The 19,839-nt window shown below is 66.0% G+C and carries 22 protein-coding genes and 1 other RNA gene; 11 read left to right on the forward strand and 12 right to left on the reverse strand.

Annotation, left to right across the window (positions count from 1 at the left end; all coding sequences use genetic code 11):
• Positions 1-302: 302 nt before the first annotated feature.
• The 3 genes from ACI3EV_RS11250 (at position 303) to ACI3EV_RS11260 (ending at position 3,738) form a co-directional block, all read left to right on the forward strand.
• A complete protein-coding gene (locus ACI3EV_RS11250) occupies positions 303-1,763 on the forward strand; it encodes an MFS transporter (protein WP_329769667.1) in 1,461 nt (486 codons plus the stop codon).
• Positions 1,764-1,847: 84 nt separating this feature from the next.
• Entirely contained in the window at positions 1,848-3,005 is a 1,158-nt protein-coding gene (locus ACI3EV_RS11255) for a M20 aminoacylase family protein (protein WP_329769668.1), read from the forward strand.
• A gap of 187 nt (positions 3,006-3,192) precedes the next feature.
• Positions 3,193-3,738 (forward strand): MarR family transcriptional regulator, encoded by a 546-nt coding sequence (locus tag ACI3EV_RS11260; RefSeq protein WP_329769669.1) that lies wholly within the window; start codon positions 3,193-3,195, stop codon positions 3,736-3,738.
• Positions 3,739-3,747: 9 nt separating this feature from the next.
• Here ACI3EV_RS11260 and ACI3EV_RS11265 read toward each other — a convergent pair whose 3' ends face one another.
• From ACI3EV_RS11265 to dapF, 3 genes are read right to left on the reverse strand one after another with little or no spacing between them, the layout of a single operon-like run.
• Positions 3,748-4,707, reverse strand: a complete 960-nt coding sequence (locus tag ACI3EV_RS11265; protein WP_329769670.1) for a tyrosine-type recombinase/integrase — start codon at positions 4,705-4,707, stop codon at positions 3,748-3,750.
• Entirely contained in the window at positions 4,707-5,495 is a 789-nt protein-coding gene (locus tag ACI3EV_RS11270) for a DUF484 family protein (RefSeq protein WP_329769671.1), read from the reverse strand. The genes ACI3EV_RS11265 and ACI3EV_RS11270 overlap by 1 nt, the downstream gene beginning before the upstream one ends.
• Positions 5,492-6,400, reverse strand: coding sequence for a diaminopimelate epimerase (gene dapF / locus ACI3EV_RS11275; protein ID WP_329769672.1), 909 nt, complete (start codon positions 6,398-6,400; stop codon positions 5,492-5,494). The genes ACI3EV_RS11270 and dapF overlap by 4 nt, the downstream gene beginning before the upstream one ends.
• A 101-nt stretch (positions 6,401-6,501) precedes the next feature.
• Between dapF and ACI3EV_RS11280 the strand changes: the two genes are divergently transcribed.
• Positions 6,502-8,178 carry an MBL fold metallo-hydrolase gene (locus tag ACI3EV_RS11280; RefSeq protein WP_329769673.1) on the forward strand — a complete coding sequence of 559 codons (1,677 nt, stop codon included), beginning with the start codon at positions 6,502-6,504 and terminating at the stop codon, positions 8,176-8,178.
• Positions 8,179-8,208: 30 nt separating this feature from the next.
• Here ACI3EV_RS11280 and rnpB read toward each other — a convergent pair.
• An RNA gene (rnpB, locus tag ACI3EV_RS11285) (RNase P RNA component class A) lies at positions 8,209-8,542 on the reverse strand.
• 132 nt (positions 8,543-8,674) lie between these two features.
• Here rnpB and panD point away from each other — a divergent pair.
• Complete coding sequence (panD, locus tag ACI3EV_RS11290) at positions 8,675-9,058, forward strand: aspartate 1-decarboxylase (RefSeq protein WP_329769674.1); 384 nt, start codon at positions 8,675-8,677, stop codon at positions 9,056-9,058.
• 15 nt (positions 9,059-9,073) lie between these two features.
• Here the strand turns inward: panD and ACI3EV_RS11295 are convergent, their stop codons facing one another.
• From ACI3EV_RS11295 to ACI3EV_RS11305, 3 genes are read right to left on the reverse strand one after another with little or no spacing between them, the layout of a single operon-like run.
• Positions 9,074-9,532 carry a putative toxin-antitoxin system toxin component, PIN family gene (locus ACI3EV_RS11295; RefSeq protein WP_329769675.1) on the reverse strand — a complete coding sequence of 153 codons (459 nt, stop codon included), beginning with the start codon at positions 9,530-9,532 and terminating at the stop codon, positions 9,074-9,076.
• Entirely contained in the window at positions 9,532-10,557 is a 1,026-nt protein-coding gene (locus ACI3EV_RS11300) for a hypothetical protein (RefSeq protein ID WP_329769676.1), read from the reverse strand. The genes ACI3EV_RS11295 and ACI3EV_RS11300 overlap by 1 nt, the downstream gene beginning before the upstream one ends.
• A complete protein-coding gene (locus tag ACI3EV_RS11305) occupies positions 10,554-11,879 on the reverse strand; it encodes a THUMP domain-containing protein (protein WP_329769677.1) in 1,326 nt (441 codons plus the stop codon). The genes ACI3EV_RS11300 and ACI3EV_RS11305 overlap by 4 nt, the downstream gene beginning before the upstream one ends.
• Before the next feature lie 88 nt (positions 11,880-11,967).
• Here ACI3EV_RS11305 and ACI3EV_RS11310 point away from each other — a divergent pair, with 88 nt between their 5' ends.
• Together ACI3EV_RS11310 and ACI3EV_RS11315 are read left to right on the forward strand one after the other, a co-directional pair.
• On the forward strand, positions 11,968-12,195 hold the full coding sequence (locus tag ACI3EV_RS11310) for a cysteine-rich CWC family protein (RefSeq protein ID WP_329769678.1): 228 nt from the start codon (positions 11,968-11,970) through the stop codon (positions 12,193-12,195).
• Between the two features lie 17 nt (positions 12,196-12,212).
• Positions 12,213-13,010, forward strand: a complete 798-nt coding sequence (locus tag ACI3EV_RS11315) for a class II glutamine amidotransferase (RefSeq protein ID WP_329769679.1) — start codon at positions 12,213-12,215, stop codon at positions 13,008-13,010.
• A gap of 51 nt (positions 13,011-13,061) precedes the next feature.
• On the opposite strand, the gene ACI3EV_RS11320 is transcribed toward ACI3EV_RS11315, so the two are convergent.
• The 5 genes from ACI3EV_RS11320 to ACI3EV_RS11340 all read right to left on the reverse strand — a co-directional run bounded on the left by ACI3EV_RS11320 (position 13,062) and on the right by ACI3EV_RS11340 (position 17,103).
• The gene (locus ACI3EV_RS11320) at positions 13,062-14,048 is read right to left on the reverse strand and encodes a PhaM family polyhydroxyalkanoate granule multifunctional regulatory protein (protein WP_329769680.1); all 987 of its coding nucleotides are present in this window, start codon (positions 14,046-14,048) and stop codon (positions 13,062-13,064) included.
• Between the two features lie 120 nt (positions 14,049-14,168).
• Positions 14,169-14,696, reverse strand: coding sequence for a copper chaperone PCu(A)C (locus ACI3EV_RS11325; RefSeq protein ID WP_329769681.1), 528 nt, complete (start codon positions 14,694-14,696; stop codon positions 14,169-14,171).
• Positions 14,697-14,849: 153 nt separating this feature from the next.
• Entirely contained in the window at positions 14,850-15,236 is a 387-nt protein-coding gene (locus tag ACI3EV_RS11330) for a DUF2946 family protein (RefSeq protein WP_329769682.1), read from the reverse strand.
• A 28-nt stretch (positions 15,237-15,264) separates the two neighbouring features.
• Complete coding sequence (locus ACI3EV_RS11335; RefSeq protein WP_329769683.1) at positions 15,265-16,191, reverse strand: fumarylacetoacetate hydrolase family protein; 927 nt, start codon at positions 16,189-16,191, stop codon at positions 15,265-15,267.
• A 27-nt stretch (positions 16,192-16,218) separates the two neighbouring features.
• On the reverse strand, positions 16,219-17,103 hold the full coding sequence (locus tag ACI3EV_RS11340) for a LysR family transcriptional regulator (RefSeq protein WP_337691816.1): 885 nt from the start codon (positions 17,101-17,103) through the stop codon (positions 16,219-16,221).
• A gap of 126 nt (positions 17,104-17,229) precedes the next feature.
• On the opposite strand from ACI3EV_RS11340, the gene ACI3EV_RS11345 reads away from it, so the two are divergent.
• From ACI3EV_RS11345 to ACI3EV_RS11360, 4 genes are all read left to right on the forward strand, one after another.
• A complete protein-coding gene (locus ACI3EV_RS11345) occupies positions 17,230-18,048 on the forward strand; it encodes a class III extradiol ring-cleavage dioxygenase (RefSeq protein ID WP_337691815.1) in 819 nt (272 codons plus the stop codon).
• A gap of 23 nt (positions 18,049-18,071) precedes the next feature.
• Positions 18,072-18,377 (forward strand): DUF2218 domain-containing protein, encoded by a 306-nt coding sequence (locus ACI3EV_RS11350; protein ID WP_337691814.1) that lies wholly within the window; start codon positions 18,072-18,074, stop codon positions 18,375-18,377.
• Positions 18,378-18,521: 144 nt separating this feature from the next.
• Positions 18,522-19,361, forward strand: a complete 840-nt coding sequence (locus ACI3EV_RS11355) for a DUF3108 domain-containing protein (protein ID WP_337691813.1) — start codon at positions 18,522-18,524, stop codon at positions 19,359-19,361.
• 130 nt (positions 19,362-19,491) lie between these two features.
• Complete coding sequence (locus tag ACI3EV_RS11360) at positions 19,492-19,788, forward strand: DUF3567 domain-containing protein (protein WP_329769819.1); 297 nt, start codon at positions 19,492-19,494, stop codon at positions 19,786-19,788.
• Positions 19,789-19,839: the final 51 nt, after the last annotated feature.

Raw genomic sequence — 19,839 nt, forward strand, 5'->3', positions numbered from 1 at the left:
GGAATCTGCAGGAGTGGCGGCAACGCGCGTGGCGCGCCGGAGTGGACAGGGCCAGCGCTGTCATCAGGCTGGCATGCAGGGATATTACTGTCTTTCCGATGCGCAAGGCCAGCAGCAGGCGGCATGGCCTGCCCGGCATCAGGGGCGTCCGGGCATATCCTTGCCTGACGTGGGTGTTTTCTTGATCTGGATCAAGAAACATGCAAACAGGGCTTGCAGGCGAACATCGAGAGGTATAAATTTTCAACTGTTGATTAATTCAATCAATTAACTCCCTCTTCACCTCCTGCAAGGAGACTTCCATGACAAGCACTGCAACCTCTCCGGTTCCCTACAAGGGGAACGACAAGCTGCTGTTCGGCATGATCATGGGCGTGATCGCATTCTGGCTGTTTGCCCAGACCACGCTCAACATCGCACCGGACATGCAAAAAGACCTCGGCATCGATTCCAACCTGATGAACATCGCCGTGGCCATCACTTCCCTGTTCTCGGGCATGTTCATCGTGGTGATGGGCGGCCTGGCCGACCGTGTCGGTCGCGTGCGCATCATGATGCTGGGCTTCATCCTCAGCATTATCGGCGCCCTGATGATTGCCATGGCGCCCACCGGCACCCTGGCAATTCCCTTCCTGATGGTGGGTCGCGCCATCCAGGGTGTTTCCGCCGCCTGCATCATGCCGGCCAGCCTGGCGCTGGTGAAGAGCTACTGGGACGGTGCCGAGCGCCAGCGTGCCGTAAGCATGTGGTCGATCGGCTCCTGGGGTGGTTCCGGCCTGTGCGCCCTGTTTGGCGGCCTGATGACGCAGAACTTTGGCTGGCGCTCGATCTTCTTTGCCTGTGCCGCCGTGTCGGTGCTGGGCATGCTGATGATCCGTGGCACGCCTGAAAGCAAGGTGCAGGGCAACAGCAACGCCAAGCTGGACCTGGCTGGCATCGTCAGCTTCATGGTCACCATGGTGGCACTGCAGATCCTGGTGACCCAGGGCAACAAGTACGGCTGGGCCAGCCCCGCCATGCTGGCCATGCTGGCCATCACCGTGGTCGCAGGTGCCTTCTTCTTCTACGTGGAAAGCCGCGCCGGCCATGCCTTCATCGATTTCAAGCTGTTCAACAACCGCATCTTCACCGGTGCCACGATCTCCAACTTCATGCTCAACGGCGTGGCCGGCATGCTGATCGTATCCCTGCAACTGGTGCAGCTGGGCGGCAACCTGAACGCCCAGCAGGCCGGCATGCTGACCCTGGGTTATGCGATTGCCATCATTGCCTTCATCCGCGTCGGCGAGAAACTGCTGCAGCGCTTCGGTTCCCGCAAGCCGATGCTGTGGGGCTGCCTGATCACCGGCCTGTCGATCCTGCTGCTGATGCCGACCAACGTCATGCTGGAAGACTACAAGTACCTGGCCATCGTTGCCTACATCCTGTTCGGTATCGGCCTGGCCTTCTACGCCACCCCGTCCACGGACGCTGCCCTGTCCAACCTGCCTGCCGACCAGGCTGGCTCCGGCGCCGGCATCTACAAGATGGCCTCTTCCCTCGGCGGTGCCTTCGGCGTGGCGATCTCTGCCGCCATCTTCACCGCCCTGCGTGCCAACAACGACAGCATCCACTGGCTGGAAGGCGTGATCACCTTCGTCGGCCGCCAGGACAACGTGGCTACCCGTGAAGCAGCGATCATCGCCCTGGCATTCAACCTGCTGATGGTGGTACTGGCGATCATCTCCATCATGCGCACCATCCCGAAGGGCAAGAAGGCCTGAGCCTGCCGCCCGCTACGGTCGGCCAGCCGTGCCGCTGGTGCACGCTGTCCGGCCGGAACCCACACACCAGCAAGGAATACCAACATGAAACAGATTCTCGACACCATCAGCGCCGGCCAGGCCGGCATCCAGGAACATTTCCACTACCTGCACCAGCACCCGGGCCTGGCATTTGAAGAAACCGTGGCCGCCAGCTACATCGCCGGCAAGCTGCGCGAATGGGGCTATGAAGTGACCGAAGGCCTGGGCCAGACCGGCGTGGTGGCTCGCCTGAAGGTGGGCGATGGCCAGGCCAGCATCGGCCTGCGCGCCGATACCGACGCGCTGCCCGTGCAGGAAGGTGCCGACCTGCCCTACAAGAGCCAGATCGCCGGCAAGTCGCACATGTGCGGCCACGACGCACACAGCGCGATGCTGCTGGGCGCTGCCGAATACCTGGCGAAAACGAAGAACTTCAACGGCACGCTGAACCTGGTGTTCCAGCCGGCCGAGGAAATCATGGCCGGCGCTCCCGGCATGATCGCCGACGGCCTGCTCGAGAAGTTCCCGATGGACGTCATCTTCGGCATGCACAACATGCCCGGCCTGCCGGCCGGCAAGCTGCATTTCACCTCCGGCCCGATCATGGCCGCGGTGGACAACTGGGAAATCGTGCTGACCGGGGTCGGCAGCCACGGCTCCATGCCCGAGAAGAGCATCGACCCGCTGGTGGCGGGTGCCGCGCTGGTGATGTCGCTGCAGACCATCGTGTCACGCAACGTGGCACCGATGGATGCCGCCGTGGTCAGCGTGGGGGCCTTCCAGTCGGGTGACGCCGGCAACGTGATTCCGCAAAATGCCACGCTGCGCCTGAGCGTGCGCACGCGCAAGCCGGAAACGCGCCAGATGGTGCTGGACAAGATCCGTTCCATCACCAAAGCCACGGCCGAAGCCTACAACGTCCAGTCCGAGATCAAGGAAGGCCCTCCCGGCGCGATCCTGATCAACAACCCGGAACAGACCGAGCGCTGCACGCAGATCGCGCGCGCGCTGCTGGGCGAGGACCAGGTGGTGAATCCCGGCCCGACCTTCATGGGCAGCGAGGACTTTGCCTTCTATGCCGAGAAGATTCCTGGCGTCTATGCCTTTGTCGGCAATGGCGATACCTATAACGTGCATCACCCGATGTACGTGTTTGACGAAAAGGTGCTGCCGGTTGGTTCTGCCTATTGGGTGGCGATTGCCGAAAGCTATCTCAAATGATAGTTTCCTGAAATAAATCGCATTTCTACGGCGCAGGGGCCATGGCAAATGTCATGTCCCCTTCATTTTTATCCACGCATGCCGCGCGGGCTCTTGGCGTGTTCCGGGATCGGGACTAGTATGCAAGTTGCAACAGCCTGCAAGCAGTTCAGGCTGTGCTCCTGTTTCCTGTAATCCGGTCGTACTCATGTCTGCCCCCTCTTCTTCCCGCCCCGCATCGCCCGACAGCGCGTCTGCGGACAAGCCCTACCTGACCTACAAGCTGGATCTGATCAAGACCCTGGCCACCAAGGCCGCCGATCAGCGCTACGAGAAGGCCGTGGGCATGCGGGTGCGCGAGTTGCGGGTGCTGCGCCTGATCCACGCCCTGCCCGGCGTGGCCGCTTCCGAGCTGGGCCAGCGCCTGGTGCTGGAAAAGACGCTGATGTCCAAGTACCTGGCTGACCTGGAGCAGCGTGGCCTGATCCAGCGTTCGCTGGATCCGCAGGACAACCGGGTGCACCGCCTGTTCCTGACCCCAGCCGGGCAGGAGGTCTGGCAGACCTGCGAGCAGATCGGCCGCGAACTGGAACAGCAGATGTTCCAGGAACTGGACGAAGCCGACTGGGAGCAGCTCAACCTGCTGCTGGATCGGCTGCACGACTCGCTGCTGCACTGGCAGGCCAGCACCAGGCCGGCAAGCCGGCGCCCGGCGGCGCGCAGCCGTATCCGTCCGCAGCTCAAGGCGGTCTGACGCCCGGCATCAATCCTGTTTCTTGTGCGCGCGCGGATGCGCGGCATCGTAGATACGCGCCAGGTGCTGAAAATCCAGCCGCGTATAGACCTGCGTGGTGCTGATGTTGGCATGTCCCAGCAGTTCCTGCACGGCACGCAAATCCCCGCTCGACTGCAGCAGATGACTGGCATAGGAATGGCGCAGCATGTGCGGATGCACCGGCGTATCCAGCCCGGCCTGCTGTGCGCGCTTGCGCAGCCGCTGCCAGACCGAAGCCGCTGACAGGCGCTTGCCGCCGCGGCCGATCAGCAGGGCCGGTTCCTGTTGCGCTGCCGGCAGTTGCGCACGCTGCTGCAGCCAGGCCTGCGCCGCCAGCTGCGCCTGTCGCCCGAGCGGTACGCTGCGCCGCTTGCTGCCCTTGCCCAGCACATGCGCCTGGCCTTCCTGCAGATCCAGCCAGCCGCGCGCATCCGGTCCGGCTGCCACATCCAGCCCCACCAGTTCGGCCACACGCAGGCCACAGCCATAGAGCAATTCGACGATCAGGGCATCGCGCAGCTGTTGCCAGTCTGGCGGCGCAGTGCCGGATTCGGGCGGCTGGTAATCGGCCAGCTGCATCGCGGCATCGACCGGCAAGGCCTTGGGCAGCGGCCGGCCGGCCTTGGGCGCATGTACGTCCTGCACCGGGTTGTGGGCGATCTGCCGGCTGTTCACCAGCCAGCGGTAGAAACCACGCCAGGACGACAGCACCAGCGCCAGCCCGCGTGCACTGCGGCCACGCGCATGCAGGGTGGCGACCCAGCGGCGCACATGTGCTGTCTGTACCTGCAGCAGCGGCACGCCAGACTCGCTGGCCAGCGCCTGCAGCAGCGTCAGGTTCTCGCGGTACAGCGTGACGCTGCGCGCCGCCAGCCGCTTTTCATGGCGCACAAAGTCCAGATAGCGCTGCAGCAGCGGATCCGGAGCGATGGCGCCAGTCGGCTGCATCAGGCGTCGGCCGGGGTGTCGCTGGACGGCGCAGCGCTGTCGGGAGCTGCCTCTGCAGGCACTTCGGCCACAGGTGCAGCAGTAGCCGCCACCGCACGCGGCAGCACCAGCGGCGACAGCGCCGCGCTGGCGATATCGGCAATGCGCTGCAGGAAATCGGTCGCCATGTCATCGGTAAAGCGCTGGCTGTCGGGCGATGCCAGCACCAGCAGGCCAAAGGCGGCCGACGTGACAGCGCTACCCGGCGTGCGCAAGGGCAGCAGTGCCAGTGACGCCGCCTGGGTCGGCTCATCCAGCCATTTCACCGCCTCCACGCCCACATGCATGCCGCAATATGGCGATTGCAGCGAGCTGGCGAAGGCCTGGCCTTCTTCGCTGACGCCACAGGCAAAACCCTGGCTGGCGTATTCGGGCGTGACACCCCAGATGCGCAGCGCCACCTGCGGCACCTGGAACTGCTCCTGCAGATTGCGGCACAGCGTGGCCGGCAGCGCCAGTGGATCGTGCTGCAGATACAGCCCGGTGGCCCACTTGAGCAGGCGGTTGGTGGTCAGACTGTTGCTGCTGCCGTGGCGGATCATGTCGACCAGGCGGTGCTCCAGCACCTTGATCTTGTCGCGCAGCATCTCGGCCTGGCGCTCGTGCAGGTTGACGACGCGCTGGCCGTGGGCGCTGCCCAGTTGCACCGCTGTCAGCAGTTCGGCATTGCGCTCGAAAAAGCCGGGATTCTGGATCAGGTATTCGGCGATGTCGCGCTCGGTGATGGGGGCAAATTCGTTCGGATTCATGCGAGAAATTGTTCGTTCTGGTCGGTCGGCAGGACCGGGAATTCGGGCAAGTCGATCTCGCCATGGTAGACGGTGGTGGCCGGGCCGGTCATCATGACGCGGCTGCCGGCACCGTCCCACTCGATATGCAGGCTGCCGCCGCGGGCATCGACCTGCACGCGGCTGCCCAGCAGGCCGAGCTGACGACCGGCCACCACCGCGGCGCAGGCACCGCTGCCACAGGCCAGGGTTTCACCCACACCGCGCTCATAGACGCGCAGGCGCGCATGGTCACGCCCCAGCACCTGCAGGAAGCCGACATTGACGCTGGCAGGGAACGCCGGCAGCGCCTGCACCGCACGGCCAATGGCCTCGACCTGGGCCTCACGCGTATCAGGCACCAGCAGCACCGCATGCGGATTGCCCATGGACAGCAGCACCGCCTCGACCGGCTCCAGGCCAGCCGCCGACAGGTCCAGCTGCCACAGCGTGGCCTGCTGCGCCTGGCGCTGCGCCACGCCCTGCGGCTCGAAGGGCAGCACCGCGCTATCGAAGGCGGGAATGCCCATGTCTACCGTGACCAGTCCATCCGCACGCGCCTGCAGCACGATGGTGCCGCGCTTGACCTCGACCGCAATCGTGTCCTTGTCGGTCAGACCCTGCTCCAGCACGTAGCGCACGAAGCAGCGCGCGCCGTTGCCGCAATGCTCGACTTCACCGCCATCCGCGTTGTGGATCACGTAGGCAAAGTCGGTATCGAGCCGCGTTGCCGGGCGCACGCTCAGGATCTGGTCCGCCCCGATGCCGTAGCGCCGGTCGGCCAGAAAGCGGTAATGCGTGCGGTTCAGCCCGAGACTGCCGCGCATCTCGTCCAGCACGATGAAATCGTTGCCGGCACCCTGCATCTTGGTAAAGCGGATCTTCATGCCGGCATTATCGACCAAGGTGACAGGGTTTGCAGCAATCCGCCCGCGCAGGGCTTGTGGCATAGTTGACGCTCACGTCAATCCGATTTCTGATCTGCTCCATGCCACGCGCCAGCCAACTGCTCCACCCCGAACTGACCCCTGCCCCCCTGCGCCAGGCCGCCACCGTGCTGCTGGTACGCGATGCCCCCGACGGCTGGGAAGTGCTGATGACCAAGCGCTCGTCCAAGGCCAGTTTTGCCGCCGACCTGTACGTGTTTCCCGGCGGCGCCGTCGATGCCGCCGACCTGGCGATCCAGCAGCAGCCGCAGCTGTTCTGCCACCAGCCGCTGCAGGAAGGCGAGCCGCTGACCTGGGCGCTGGCCGCACTGCGCGAAAGTTTCGAGGAGGTTGGCGTGCTGCTGGCCACGCGTGCCGATGGCAGCCCGGCCACGCAGCAGGATGTCGATGCGCTCGATGCCGCCATCGGCCGCCGCAACACGGCCCCGGCCTTTTACGATGCCTGCCGTGACGCTGGCCTGTGCCTGCGCGTGGATCAGGTCTACCTGCTGGCACGCTGGACCGGCCCGCTGGACATTCCCAAGCGCTTCGATACCCCGTTCCTGGTGGCGCGCATGCCCGAAGGCCAGCAGGCGCTGACCGACGACCACGAGCAGTTCGAAGCCTGCTGGGTGCGTCCGTCCGACGCGCTGGAGCGCCACGAACGCAATGAATTCGCCATCATGTTCCCGACGCACGGCACGCTGCAGCGCATTGCGCACTTTGCCAACGTGCAGGAGCTGCTGGACGCCTGCACGCCGCACCAGCCGCGCTGGCACTACATGCCGCGCGGCGCACAGCTGAATGGCGAGGAGGCACGCATCGTCAACGACGAACTCGCCTTTGGCGAGATCGGCCTGGTGACGCCGCACGGCCAGCCGGTACACCCGCTGGACTGGCAGCACGAGCGCCCGGTGCCACTGCTGCGCAACGTGCAGCGTCTGACCGCCAACAACAGCGGCCGCATGACCGGCCCCGGCACCAACAGCTATATCGTCGGCACGGCAGGCAGCGGCTATATCGTGATCGATCCGGGCCCGGCACTGCCCGATCACGTGCAGCGCCTGCACGATGCCTGCGGCGGCGATATCCGCCACATCGTCTGCACCCACTCGCACCCCGACCACAGCCCAGGCGTACCGCTGCTGCAGGAACTGGTGGAGCGTAGCGGCCATCCGCGCCCGCAGCTCTACGGCCTGCCGCACGGCCCCGATGCGCGTGCCGACAGCCATCTTTCGCCGGACGTGGCACTGGCCGATGGCCAGCAGCTGGTGCTGCAGGAGGCGGATGGCAGCACGCACACGCTGCTGGCGCTGCACACGCCTGGCCATACCGCCAACCATGTCTGCCTGGCACTGCTGGAAGATGGCCTGCTGTTCAGCGGCGACCATATCCTGAACGGCAACACCACCATCGTCGATCCGCCGGATGGCCATATGGGCGATTACCTGGCCTCGCTGGAACGGCTGGAACAGCTGTGCACGGGCCAGGACGTGCAATACATCCTGCCGGCGCACGGCCATGTGATGGAAGATGCCGCCGGCGCGATCCGCCGCCTGCATGCGCACCGCCTGATCCGCGAAGCCAAGGTACTGGCCGCGGTACAGGCGCTGCCCGATGGCCAGCCGGAAGACTGGGTGCCGCTGGCCTACCAGGACACGCCGGAAGCCCTGTGGCCGCTGGCGCGCCGTTCGCTGCTGGCGCACGTGCAGCACCTGCGCGAACTGGGTCAGATCTGAGCCCGGAAAACTGAGCCCGGCAAAGGAAAAAAGGGAAGCCTGCCGATACGCCGGATTCTGTGCGCGACGGTTGCCCGTCGCGTGACCGCCATTCATCTGGGCCGGGGGTCACCCCACCGGCTCGGTGCTACCTACCCGCCAGCTCTGCGGAACCACATCAACGCTGGCCTACTTGGTATTGCTGCGCGCAGAGATTGCCCGTTTCACCCGGACTGAACCGGCTCGTCTCTGTTGCTCTGATCCTCACCTTGGTCCTTGCGGCTTTCGGTGGAGAGGTGTTACCTCCTGCGCTGTCCTGTGCAGTCCGGACGTTCCTCCAGTGCGGTGTTTCCACGCTTGCACCAGCGGCGGCCTGGCAGGCTTCGGGCGCGATTATGGCCCAGGAAAACTGTCGTGGCAATGTGAACTTGGCGACATAAAACCCATCCAAGTGCTGCACGGTATCCGTACAACCCCTAGAATGCCGATTCTTTCCCATCCACGAGGACATCAAGCAATGCCCCAACACACCCTGCTCAGCGGCAAGATCCACCGCGCCACCGTCACCCACTGCGAACTGCATTACGAAGGTTCCTGTGCCATCGACGAGGACCTGCTGGACGCCTCCGGCATCCGTGAGTTCGAGCAAATCGCGATCTGGAACATCAACAACGGCGAACGTTTCAGCACCTACGCCATCAAGGCGGCACGCGGCAGCGGCATCATCTCCATCAACGGCTCGGCCGCACGCCGCGCCAGCACCGGCGACCTGGTGATCATTGCCGCCTTCGTCGGCCTGGACGCGAGCGAGCTGGACAGCCACAAGCCGCAGCTGGTGTTCGTGGACGAGCACAACCGCCAGATCGAACTGCGCCAGCACATCCCGACGCAGCAGCCCTGAGCGGCCGCCTGTCCCTCACAGGGCAGGCACTGGCTCCCAGCTGTCGGGCAGCAGCCGTGCCACCAGCACCTGCTGCTTCGCCAGCCGCTTGCGCAGCTTGAGCACCTGGGCATCCTTGCTCAGCAGGATCGCCTGGTGCGCGGCGGCCAGATCGACAAAGCACTGGTCGTCCGTATCCTTACAGCTGACGCCCGCCGGCCCGGCCGGCTCCACATACTGCACCACCGCATCCATGCGCTGCAGCAGCTGTTCCGTGCTGTGGCCATAAAACGCCATGCGCGGGGCAATCTGCGGGTACTGCAGCACCCGCTCCAGCTCGTTGCGCATGCGCGGAATCGCCAGCCAGCGCAGCCGTTGCTGTTGCAGGGCCTGACGCAGCGGTTCCACCGCCGGCTCGGCAAACAGCAGCAAGTCGAGCACGATATTGGTATCGATCACCACCACGCGGGTGGACGTGTCTTGCGGCAGCGTCATCAGAACTCCGGCACCGGACTCGGGCCACCCTCGATCAGCTCGAAACGGCCGTCCTGGTAGCGATAGAGCTGGGACTGCTGCACCTCCTGGCGGCCGGTTTTCGGCTGCCAGAGACGCCCACGGTAGCGGATGCTGACATCGGCCGCCAGGCCCTCGCGCGAGATCGGGTGCACCTCGCCCTGCACATCAAAGCAGTCCTGTGCCGACTGCCGCTCGCCTGCAGCGCCCTGCCCCTGGAAGGCACTGTTGCGCTCCTGCCGCGACAGGCCGAGCTGCAGCGCGCAATCGGCATAGGCCTGGTTGCTGGCGGCCAGCCGCTCACGCAGGCTGGGCTGCATGCCTTGGGACCGCAGCGTATAGCCATGCAGCCACTGGCCACACACGCCCTGCCAGCAGGCCGCGGGCTGGAAGGTCAGCAGGTAGTCATTCAGGCCCAGCTTGTAGATCTGGCTCTCACCCGCAGTTCCGTCATGGCCGATCGCATCCACCACCGGCTGCCAGCGCGTGATGCGCCAGCGCTCGCCGTCCGATGCACGGCCGGCAGTGCCCGCCTCATGCAACAGGCTGAAATGGATGGCGCCGACATAGGCGCGCGTGGTCGGCGTCTGCAGCGTGCGCTGCTCGTTCTCCAGCGGCACCGATTCGATCACCAGCGTGGCATGTTGCTGGCCAAAGCGGATCACTTCACGCGGCAGCACCGCCACGCGCACGCGCTGCTGCAGCTGTGCCACCGGCACGGCGCCCGGCGCCGGCAGCTCGCGGGGCGCGCTGGACGGCAGCATGGCCGCCGGCAGGCGTGCTGGCGGCAGTTCGGGCAGTGTCATGGTGGTGCGCCAGCGCACCTGCTCCTTCTCGACCAGCTGCTGGTCGTTGCCGAAGGCGGCATCCATCAGGGCGCTCGGATGCAGGCTGTTGGCGATGCCCAGGTGCTGCACCGCACTGGCATCATTGGCCGGGCGCTCGCAGCCGGCCAGGGCCAGCAGCAAGGCCAGACCCAGCCATCGCCCGACACGCCCCAGGCTCATGCGCCCGGCTCCGCCGGCGGACCGCTGCGCGGCTGCATGGCACCGGCCACCAGGTCAAAACGGAACAGGCGGCACTCGATCGGGCCGTTCCACATCGGGATCTTGCGCGATTCACGCAGGCGCATGCGGCGCGGCAGCTCGCGATCGGGCGTAAGCAGCCAGGCAGTCCAGCCGGGGTAGTTGCGTTTCCAGTGGCTGGACAGGCGCTGGAAGAAGTCGTCGTTGTCCTCGGCCATCAGGGCATGTTCGCGACCACCACGGGTAGCTGCTGGTGCACGGTTCAGGCCGAGCCGGCCCTCGATACGCGGGCCCGCGGTGTGCACGCGCTGGGCGCGTTCTTGCGCTCGCTCGCCAGCAACGCCGGCTGCGGCAATGCGCTCGCCATACGGCGGGTTGATCAGCAGCACGCCAGGCGTCTGGCCGGGCGGCATGCGCTGCAGCGCATCACCGCCGCGCAGCTCCAGCGCATGCGCCACGCCGGCACGCTGGGCGTTGCGCTGGGCAAAGTCCACCATGCGGTGCGCCACGTCACTGCCAAACACCAGCATCTCGGACGGGCGGATTTCGGCGCTGCGCGCCTGTTCACGCAACTGCTGCCAGACATGCGGCTGGAACGGCAGCAGGCGCTCGAAACCAAAGCGGCGCTGGCTGCCCGGCGCCATGCGACAGGCCATCTGCGCCGCCTCGACGGCAATCGTGCCGCTGCCGCAGCAGGGGTCGTACAGCGGCACGCCCTGATCGGGCTGCCAGCCGCTGGCGGCAATCATGGCCGCGGCCAGGGTTTCCTTGAGCGGCGCGTCGCCCTTGTCCTCGCGCCAGCCACGCTTGAACAGCGGCTCGCCCGAGGTATCGATATACAGCGCCATGCGGTCATTGGTCAGGTGCGCATAGATGCGCACATCGGGCCAGTGGGTATCCACGCTCGGGCGGCTGCCGGCGCGGTCACGGAAACGGTCGGCGACCGCATCCTTGATGCGCAAGGCGGCAAAGTTCAGGCTGCGCAGCGGGCTGCGCTGTGCCGTGATGTCAATGCGGAAGGTGTGGCGCGGCGTGAACCAGCTTTCCCAGGCGGTCTCGAAAGCGGCCTGGTAAAGATCGGATTCATTGGCATAGGGCGTGCGCGACAGCTGGACCAGCACGCGCTGCGCCAACCGGCTGTGCAGGTTGAGCAGCATGGCATCGCGCCAGCTGCCGTCCACCAGCACGCCAGCACGCAGGGGACGCACCTGGGCGTCGCCCAGTCCGGTGATGGTGCGGGCCTCGGCGGCGAGATAGTCCTCGACACCGGCCGCACAGGGCAAAAACAGCTGCAGGGCATTCATCCCGTAACCTTACCAGAGTCTGTCAATACCGCCATGACGCAGCAGCAGGAAATTCGCCAGCAGCCTGCTCTTGGGACAAAATAGGCGCATGACCAGCTCCCCCTCTCCCGCATCGGCCGATCCGGCCCTGATCTGTCCGCGTTGCGGCCAGTCCAACCAGTGTGCCGCAGCCGCCGGCCAGCCAGCGGGCAGCTGCTGGTGCCTGAACCAGCCAGTGCTGCCGGCGATCCGCGACGGCGCCCCGATCGGCGACCGCTGCTATTGCCCGGCCTGCCTGCAGGCGCTGCACCAGGCTGCTGTTGACGCCACCCCCTGATCCAGGAGATTCCGCCCATGTGCCAGTTGCTGGGGATGAACTGCAACACCCCGACCGACATCACTTTCAGCTTCAGCGGCTTCTCGCAGCGCGCCGGCGTCACCGACCACCACAGCGACGGCTGGGGCATCGCCTTTTTCGAGGGTCGCCATGATGCGCCGCCGGACGCGCCGGACAAGGGCGTGCGCCTGTTCGTGGACCACGAGGCAGCCAGCAGCTCGGCGATTGCCCAGCTGATCCGCAGCTACCCGATCAAGAGCCGCAACGTGATCGCGCATATCCGCAAGGCGACGCAAGGCGTGATTTCGCTGGAAAACTGCCATCCGTTCGTGCGTGAGCTGTGGGGACGCTACTGGGTATTCGCCCACAACGGCAATCTGGAAGATTTTCATCCGCACCTGCACCGCCAGTTCCAGCCGGTAGGCGATACCGACAGCGAGCGTGCCTTTTGCTGGATCATGCAGGAAGTGGCCAAGTCGCATGCCGCCATGCCCAGCGTGGAGGAGCTGACGCGCACCCTGCGCGAACTGATGCCGCAACTGGCCAGTCACGGCACCTTCAACATGCTGCTCTCCAATGGCGCTGCCTTGTGGGCGCATGCCAGCACCAACCTGCACTACATCGTGCGCCAGGCGCCGTTCACCACGGCACAGCTCAGCGATGAGGATGTGAGCATCGATTTTTCCGATGTCACCACGCCGCAGGACCGGGTCGCCGTGATTGCCACGCTGCCGCTGACCACCAATGAGCAGTGGACCGCGTTTGCCAGCGGCGAACTGCGCACCTTTGTGGATGGTGCGCCGGTCGACTGCTGAGGTACTACCCCGCTGATGCGGCAGCCGTAACGCCGCCGCTGGCCTGCTGCATCAGGCAGCGCCGGGCTTGCGTGTGCGGCTGCTGGCCGGCTTGCTGGCAGCGGCCGGCTTGGCTGCCGTGGCGGGCTTGCTGCGACTGGCGGCGGGTTTGGCAGCGGGCTTGCTGGCCGCAGCACTGCTCGTCTTGCTGGCAGCCGGCTTGGCGGCAGCGGTACGCGGCGTTGCCGGCTTGCGCGTGCTGGCCGCAGGCTTGCTGGCGGCGGCAGCCGGCTTGGCCACCGGGGCAGCAGCCTTTGCCGCCGCTTCCTTGGCCGCAGCGGCCTCCTTCTCGGCACGCGCATCGGCTTCGGCCTGCATGCGGGCAGCAGCCTCTTCCTGCGCCTTCATGAAGTCGGCCTGCTGCTTGAGCACATCTTCCTGCGCCTGCTGGGCGATGCTCTGGAAGGTGTTCATCATGCTGCCCCACCACTGGCCCGCCTGAGCCCAGGCTTCGTTGAAGGGGATTTCCGGGGTGGCTTCCGTGGCGGGCGGCTCGGCGGCAGCGGCTTGCGGAGCCGCCGCTGCAGTCGGCGAGGCCGACTGGCTGGCTGGCTCAGCATTGGCGCTGCCGGTGAACGGTTGCCAGAAGGCGGCAAACGGCGACACCGGCGCCTCTTCGGCTGCGGGCGCGGCTTCGCTGCTGTCGGGCGCGACCGCCTTGACTGCCTGCGTGACGCTGGAAACAGTATCGGCCGCAGCCTGCTGGAACACCTGCGCCATGTCGTTCATGCTGACATTCATGTCCTGCAGCGTGCTCAGCGTCATTTTCTGCACTTCCAGCGCCTGGATCGTGGCCTTGAGCGCAGTGGTGTTCTGTTCCAGCCAGAACTGCACGGTGCGCAGCTCCTGGATGCGGCGATCGACCTCTTCCGGGTCAACCGTGGGCGCGACCCACTGCGCGGCCGTGGGCGACAGGCCGCGCGGCTGCGTCATCTGGCGCAGGAAATCGAATCCGGGTACGAACTTGCTGAAATCAAAGCCGGCGGCATTCACGGTCATGGCGGGGTCCCCTGTCTGGTTGGCATGGATCGGACAAGCATACCGCAAGCCACCGCTGCAGAACAGGCAGGCATTCCCTCAGGCCGGCAGCCACTGCTGCCAGGCCGCCGATTCAGGCCATCAGTGGTGCATCATCGGCATTTTCTGCTGCGGGCCGGCGCTACGTGTCAGCGCGTGCACCGGGACCTGCAGCGTACGCTCGACGGCCTTGCCCTGGGCATCGCGCAGCTCCAGCGTGAGCGGAATGACGCTGCCAGCCTGCACCGGGGCCTTCAGGTCCATCAGCATGATGTGGTAGCCACCCGGCTTGAGCGCGGTGGCCTGGCCGGCCGGCAAGGGCAGCTCGGGGAGATGGCGCATCTTCATCACGCCATCGATCACGGCCATTTCGTGCACTTCGACCACCGGCGTCAGCGGCGAACGGGCACCAACCAGCGTCATGGCCTGGCTCGGCTGCAACTGCATGAAGGCACCGGTGGCCTGCTGGCCAGTGACCGTGGCACGGATCCAGGCATCATGCACCTGCAGCTGGTGCCCGGAGACAGCGGTGGCGGCAGCGCGTGCCGGAGTGGTTTGGGCCTGGCTGGCAAAAGGCGTGACCGCAGCGGCCAGGGCGATCAGCAGGGAAGAGATACGAATGGGGGACATGGTCTTGCTCCGTCAATGGATAGTGGCAGGGTATAGCCCGCTGCAGTGGCCAAAAGGGGGAAAAGCAACACTGCAGCAGGTGCCAGCAGCGCGCCGGGCAGCTGCATGGCGAACACGCGCCGGCTGACAGGCACACGCCTGCCGGCGACCGGCTCAGCCGATGGCTGGCGGCGCGCGCGCCTTGAACGGAGAAGCCGCCACCACGGGCAGTGTCGGCTGGTGCCAGACCGGAACCGCTTCAGCTGTCTCGACCTGCGGTGGCAGGCCAAAGGTGGCGGCGGGCGGCGGAGCCTCGAGCGCCAGGCACAACGCACACTCCTTGCCGTGCTGCAGGCCCACTGACAGGGCATCACTGTCGACATCGATCCACTGGATGTGCCCCGCGCTGGAGCAGACCAGCCGCATGGATTCGGCATGCACCAGCGGGCTGACCCAGCTGGCGACCAGGGCCAACCAGACCAGGATGATCCAGCGACGCGCCCGCAGCGCCGGAGCGCGCAGCACGCGCTCGAATGGCTGGTGGTCGGCTGGAGTCCTCATGGCAACTGATTATGAGAGCAACAGACAGTTACGACAAGTCGATATCCTTAGTGAATGCCACCTCATGCTGCAGGGCACCGAACAGGACCGAGCCCTGCCGGCTGCGTGCTTCGGCACGCCAGACATCGCCCGGCTGCAGCCAGGGCGTGCTGATCTGGCCATCGCGCTGCTGCTCGAGTGCGCGGCGGTCGGCCAGGCTGCATTGGCCCTTGCGCGTGTCCTGGTTGCGCACGGGAGCGGCACACAGGATGCTGCCGGCGCGCAGCGGACGCGTGGTGCACAAGCGCGCCAGCAGTTCGTGCAGGCCTTGCGCCATGTCGCTGCCGGCATCGCACATGCCAAGCTTGCGGCCATTGCCGCTGAACTGCAGCGTGAGCTGCAGCCGGCCGTCCTGCCAGCTGTCGCCGAGTTCGTCAGGCGTCAGTGCCACCGGGCTGAAGGCGGTGAAAGGCTGCGCCAGCGCGGCATCGTCCACGCCCTGCCAGCGCAACTGGCTGCACAGCATCAGCAGGCGGATGCCGGCCAGCGCCTGGTCGCTGCTGGCGCCCTGCGGCAGATCACCGGTGACGACGGCCAGGCCCACTGCCAGATCGCCCTGGGCACGCTCCGAAGGCAGCAGCAGCCCGGCATGTGCCGCATGCAAGGGATCGCTGACGGCCTGCTCCAGCTGCGGCGTCAGCGCCTCAGGCAGCCAGGGATCGGCCTGCACGCACTGGTAGGCACGCGGCAGCGGTGCCATGCAGCGCGCCGGATCAAAGGCAAAGGCGTGCGGCGCGCGACCGCTGTTCAGGCTGTCGTAGATGTCCTGCAGCTGCGGCGACAGGAAGTTCCAGTCATCCAGCACCTGCTGCAGGCGGCCGGCGACATGGGTGGCATAGTGCGCGTGGCGCAGGTCGCGCGAGACCACGACCAGCTGGCCATCACGCGAGCCGTCGGAATAGGTAGCAAGTTTCATGTGGGGGCATAACGGCGGATCAGGCCGTCATTGTGCGACATCCTGTGCCCACTGTTCGGCCAGGAAATCGATCATCACGCGCACCTTGGCCGGCGGCCGCCGTTGCGGCGGGTAGACCGCATGGATGCCGCCCACCTCCATGCCCGGATGCTCCAGTTCCAGCAACTGCAGTCGCCCGTCCTGCACCGCATCCTGCACGATGAAATCCGGCTCGTAGATGATGCCCTGGCCGCCCACCGCCGCCAGCAGCAGCGCATCGCCGTTGCTGCAGCGCAGATTGCCGCTGATCTTCTGGCGCACCCGCCCGCCAATCCCAAAACGCCATTCATCGCTGCCCGAGCTGACCGACAGCGCATAGCGCAGGCAGTTGTGCTGCGCCAGATCTGCCACCTGGCGCGGCACGCCATGCTGGTCCAGATAGGCCGCGGACGCACACAGGCAGAGCCGGACCTGGCCCAGCCGGCGCGCCTGCAGCGGCGCGTCCTGCAAGTCACCTATGCGGATCGCCAGATCCCAGCGCTCGTCAAGCAGGTCGACGCGCACATCGGTCAGGCCCAGATCCACCGTCACCGCCGGATAGCGCTGGCTGAACAGCGGCAGCAGCGGGGCAATGCGGCGCAGGCCAAAGGACAGCGGCACGTTCATGCGCAGCACGCCGCTGGCATCGATGCGCTGCGAGGCCGCCTCGGCTTCGGCCTCGTCGATATCGGCAAGGATGCGCTGGCAGGCCTCGAGGTAAGTGGCGCCGGCATCGGTCAGTGTGAGCCGGCGCGTGCTGCGATGAAACAGGCGCACGCCCAGCCGCGCTTCCAGCGCATCCACATGGCGCGTGGCCATGGCCGGTGACATGCCAAGATGCCGCGCCGCCGCCGACAGGCTGCCGGCCTGGGCCGCTCTTGCAAAAACACGCATGCTTACCACTCTATCCATGGCTCATCTCCTACTGATAGTAGGAACTGTACCTGCCACATCGTCTCTTCTCAAGTACCAGGCTCATCCCCATAATGAGAATCATCCTCGATTCAACACCTGACTGACATGAGCACCCACACCCCCCGCATGCCCACGCTGTACATCCCGCATGGCGCCGGCCCCTGCTTCTTCATGGACTGGAACCCGCCAGACGCCTGGGACGCCACCGCGGCCTATCTGCGCAGCATCGCCGGCAGCCTGCCGCAACGGCCCAAGGCCATCGTGCTGGTCACGGCGCACTGGCTGGCGCCGCAGTTCACCGCCGGCAGCGCCGCCCAGCCCGGCATGCTGTTCGATTACTACGGCTTTCCGCCGCACACCTACCAGCTGCGCTACCCGGCACCGGGCGCACCAGCGCTGGCCGAACGTGTCACCGGCCTGATCCAGGCGGCCGGCCTGCCAGCCGCCCAGGACAGCGAACGCGGCTACGACCACGGCGTCTTCATTCCGATGCTGCTGGCCTTTCCCGATGCCGATATCCCGGTGCTGCAACTCTCGCTGCTGCAGGATCTGGATCCAGAAGCGCATCTGGCCATGGGCCGCGCGCTGGCACCGCTGCGCGACGAAGGCGTACTGATCATCGGCAGCGGCATGAGCTTCCACAATATGCGCGCCTATGGCGATCCGCGCGCCACGCCGGTGTCGCAGCAGTTCGATGCCTGGCTGTCCGAGACCGTGGCGCTGCCGGAACCCGAGCGCACGGCGCGGCTGGCACGCTGGGACAGCGCCAGCGGCCCGGCCGGCCGCCTGTCGCACCCGCCACGCGCCGAGGAGCACCTGCTGCCCCTGCTGGTCGTCGCCGGTGCTGCGGCCGATGACGCTGGCCAGCGTGACTTCAGCGATGAGGTCATGGCCACCACCATTTCCGCCTTCCGCTTCGGCTGAAGGCCTTGTACCCGGAGACCCCCATGAGCCTGACCGACCGCGGTGCCAGCAGCACCGCAGAAATTGCCACCATCGAGCCTGCCCGCATCATCCTGCGCCTGTGCAAGCACTGGGGCCACAAGTTTGCTGTACGCTACGACGAGCAGAGTGGCGAGATCGCGCTGACCGGCTATGGCAGCTGCAGCATGCAGCAGGTGCCGGGCGGCCTCGCCTTTCGGCTGCACTGCCCCGATCCCGCGCTGCTACCGCGCCTGCAGCAGGTGGTGGCGGAGCACGCACAGCGCATGGCACGCGACGAGACTTTTGACTTTCACTGGACGGCAGCCTGATACTGCACCTTGTTGAAACAGTTCACCACTGAAAGCTTTTGCTACAGAACTCAGGGCTGGTCACAAGGTCCAATCAGATACAAGGGCCTGCTCCCGCAGCCATCTGCCGGAGCGCCCGCTATTTCGTATCGCCTGAGGAGGCCCATGACCACTACCCGCCTTGCCACGCATTCCCTGTTCTCTCGCCGTCACGCCATGACCCGCCTGTTGGCGGGCAGCCTGCTGCTGGGCAGCGCCGCCTGGCTGACCGCACCGTCGGTATCTGCCCAGACGGTGAACAGCGCCCAGCTGGCGCAAGTCAGCCCGACCTCACGCTTGGCCGGCAAGGCGCCTCCGAGCATGAAGCTGGACTACGCGCTCAAGGGCCGGGTATCGCGCATCGGCTACAGCGCCAACGCCACGCTGGACTGGCGCCGCACAGGCAATGCCTACCAGCTCGATTTCACCGCGCGCGCACCGCTGGTCAGCCGCACCCAATCGAGCAGCGGCACGGTCGGTGCCAACGGCCTGCGCCCGTCCCGCTTTACCGACAAGTGGCGCGGCAAGACGAATAGCGCCAGCTTCCAGCGCAATGGCAATCAGGGCAACATCAGCTACACCAATGGCAACACCGCGGCTGCCCTGCTGCCTGGCGCACAGGACCAGATCAGTGTGTTCATCCAGCTGATGGCGCTGATGGATGCCAACCCGGGCAAGTACGGCACCGGCCAGATCTTCGCCTTCCAGGCCTCGGACCACCGCCGCGCGCCGGTCTGGCGCTTCCGCGTGCAGGGCAAGGAAACCATCCAGGCCGCCGGCCAGTCGTTTGAGGCCTGGCGCGTGCGCCGCATCCTGGAAGATGGCGAGGACAAGCTGGTCGAAATCTGGCTGAGTCCGTGGAAGGCTGCCGATGGCACTACCTACCACCTGCCGGTGCGCCTGCGCATCTCCGAAGGCCCGAACGATTACGCCGAGCAGACACTCAAGGCACTGCCGAATCTCTGATGCCGATGGGCGTGCGGTAGTTGACGGACGGACTGCGGGATGGAGCCCGTTCTGCCCTTGATTCGGCCCGATCCGCTACCATGTAAAAACCATGATGTACCAAGACCTGTTTGACCAGACCGTTTCCGGCATGCATACGCTGTATGACTCCGAGAGCTTTGTCGTGGTCCACATGCAGTCCAGCCCCCTGCTCAGCGGTGCCGACAGCATCCTGATGCAGGGTCGCGACCATCTGGCGCTGGCGCGCAACGGTTTCGAGATCGTGGACAAGCGCTCCGGCCGCCACGTGTTCCTGGACGGCAGCTGGGCCGAGCTGTTCCAGCAGCAGATCGCCGCCTGGCAGGACAACACGCCAACGCAGGAAGAAGTCGAAGACACGCTGGAAGATTACGCCGTGCTGGCCTGCAGCCCGGTGCGCCTGCACTGAGCCTCGGGCGCTCCCGCTACCTCTCCCCTACAATAAGCGGCACGTGGTCAA

It is taken from the genome of Allobrachymonas wangyanguii (assembly GCF_045055315.1).
Classification (GTDB): domain Bacteria; phylum Pseudomonadota; class Gammaproteobacteria; order Burkholderiales; family Burkholderiaceae_C; genus Brachymonas; species Brachymonas wangyanguii.

Excerpts from the sequence above, each read along its gene's own strand:
- ACI3EV_RS11250 (WP_329769667.1), top strand. The coding sequence starts at position 303 with ATGACAAGCACTGCAACCTCTCCGGTTCCCTACAAGGGGAACGACAAG.
- ACI3EV_RS11255 (WP_329769668.1), top strand. The coding sequence starts at position 1,848 with ATGAAACAGATTCTCGACACCATCAGCGCCGGCCAGGCCGGCATCCAG.
- ACI3EV_RS11260 (WP_329769669.1), top strand. The coding sequence starts at position 3,193 with ATGTCTGCCCCCTCTTCTTCCCGCCCCGCATCGCCCGACAGCGCGTCT.
- ACI3EV_RS11265 (WP_329769670.1), bottom strand. The coding sequence starts at position 4,707 with ATGCAGCCGACTGGCGCCATCGCTCCGGATCCGCTGCTGCAGCGCTAT.
- ACI3EV_RS11270 (WP_329769671.1), bottom strand. The coding sequence starts at position 5,495 with ATGAATCCGAACGAATTTGCCCCCATCACCGAGCGCGACATCGCCGAA.
- dapF (WP_329769672.1), bottom strand. The coding sequence starts at position 6,400 with ATGAAGATCCGCTTTACCAAGATGCAGGGTGCCGGCAACGATTTCATC.
- ACI3EV_RS11280 (WP_329769673.1), top strand. The coding sequence starts at position 6,502 with ATGCCACGCGCCAGCCAACTGCTCCACCCCGAACTGACCCCTGCCCCC.
- panD (WP_329769674.1), top strand. The coding sequence starts at position 8,675 with ATGCCCCAACACACCCTGCTCAGCGGCAAGATCCACCGCGCCACCGTC.
- ACI3EV_RS11295 (WP_329769675.1), bottom strand. The coding sequence starts at position 9,532 with ATGACGCTGCCGCAAGACACGTCCACCCGCGTGGTGGTGATCGATACC.
- ACI3EV_RS11300 (WP_329769676.1), bottom strand. The coding sequence starts at position 10,557 with ATGAGCCTGGGGCGTGTCGGGCGATGGCTGGGTCTGGCCTTGCTGCTG.
- ACI3EV_RS11305 (WP_329769677.1), bottom strand. The coding sequence starts at position 11,879 with ATGAATGCCCTGCAGCTGTTTTTGCCCTGTGCGGCCGGTGTCGAGGAC.
- ACI3EV_RS11310 (WP_329769678.1), top strand. The coding sequence starts at position 11,968 with ATGACCAGCTCCCCCTCTCCCGCATCGGCCGATCCGGCCCTGATCTGT.
- ACI3EV_RS11315 (WP_329769679.1), top strand. The coding sequence starts at position 12,213 with ATGTGCCAGTTGCTGGGGATGAACTGCAACACCCCGACCGACATCACT.
- ACI3EV_RS11320 (WP_329769680.1), bottom strand. The coding sequence starts at position 14,048 with ATGACCGTGAATGCCGCCGGCTTTGATTTCAGCAAGTTCGTACCCGGA.
- ACI3EV_RS11325 (WP_329769681.1), bottom strand. The coding sequence starts at position 14,696 with ATGTCCCCCATTCGTATCTCTTCCCTGCTGATCGCCCTGGCCGCTGCG.
- ACI3EV_RS11330 (WP_329769682.1), bottom strand. The coding sequence starts at position 15,236 with ATGAGGACTCCAGCCGACCACCAGCCATTCGAGCGCGTGCTGCGCGCT.
- ACI3EV_RS11335 (WP_329769683.1), bottom strand. The coding sequence starts at position 16,191 with ATGAAACTTGCTACCTATTCCGACGGCTCGCGTGATGGCCAGCTGGTC.
- ACI3EV_RS11340 (WP_337691816.1), bottom strand. The coding sequence starts at position 17,103 with ATGCGTGTTTTTGCAAGAGCGGCCCAGGCCGGCAGCCTGTCGGCGGCG.
- ACI3EV_RS11345 (WP_337691815.1), top strand. The coding sequence starts at position 17,230 with ATGAGCACCCACACCCCCCGCATGCCCACGCTGTACATCCCGCATGGC.
- ACI3EV_RS11350 (WP_337691814.1), top strand. The coding sequence starts at position 18,072 with ATGAGCCTGACCGACCGCGGTGCCAGCAGCACCGCAGAAATTGCCACC.
- ACI3EV_RS11355 (WP_337691813.1), top strand. The coding sequence starts at position 18,522 with ATGACCACTACCCGCCTTGCCACGCATTCCCTGTTCTCTCGCCGTCAC.
- ACI3EV_RS11360 (WP_329769819.1), top strand. The coding sequence starts at position 19,492 with ATGCATACGCTGTATGACTCCGAGAGCTTTGTCGTGGTCCACATGCAG.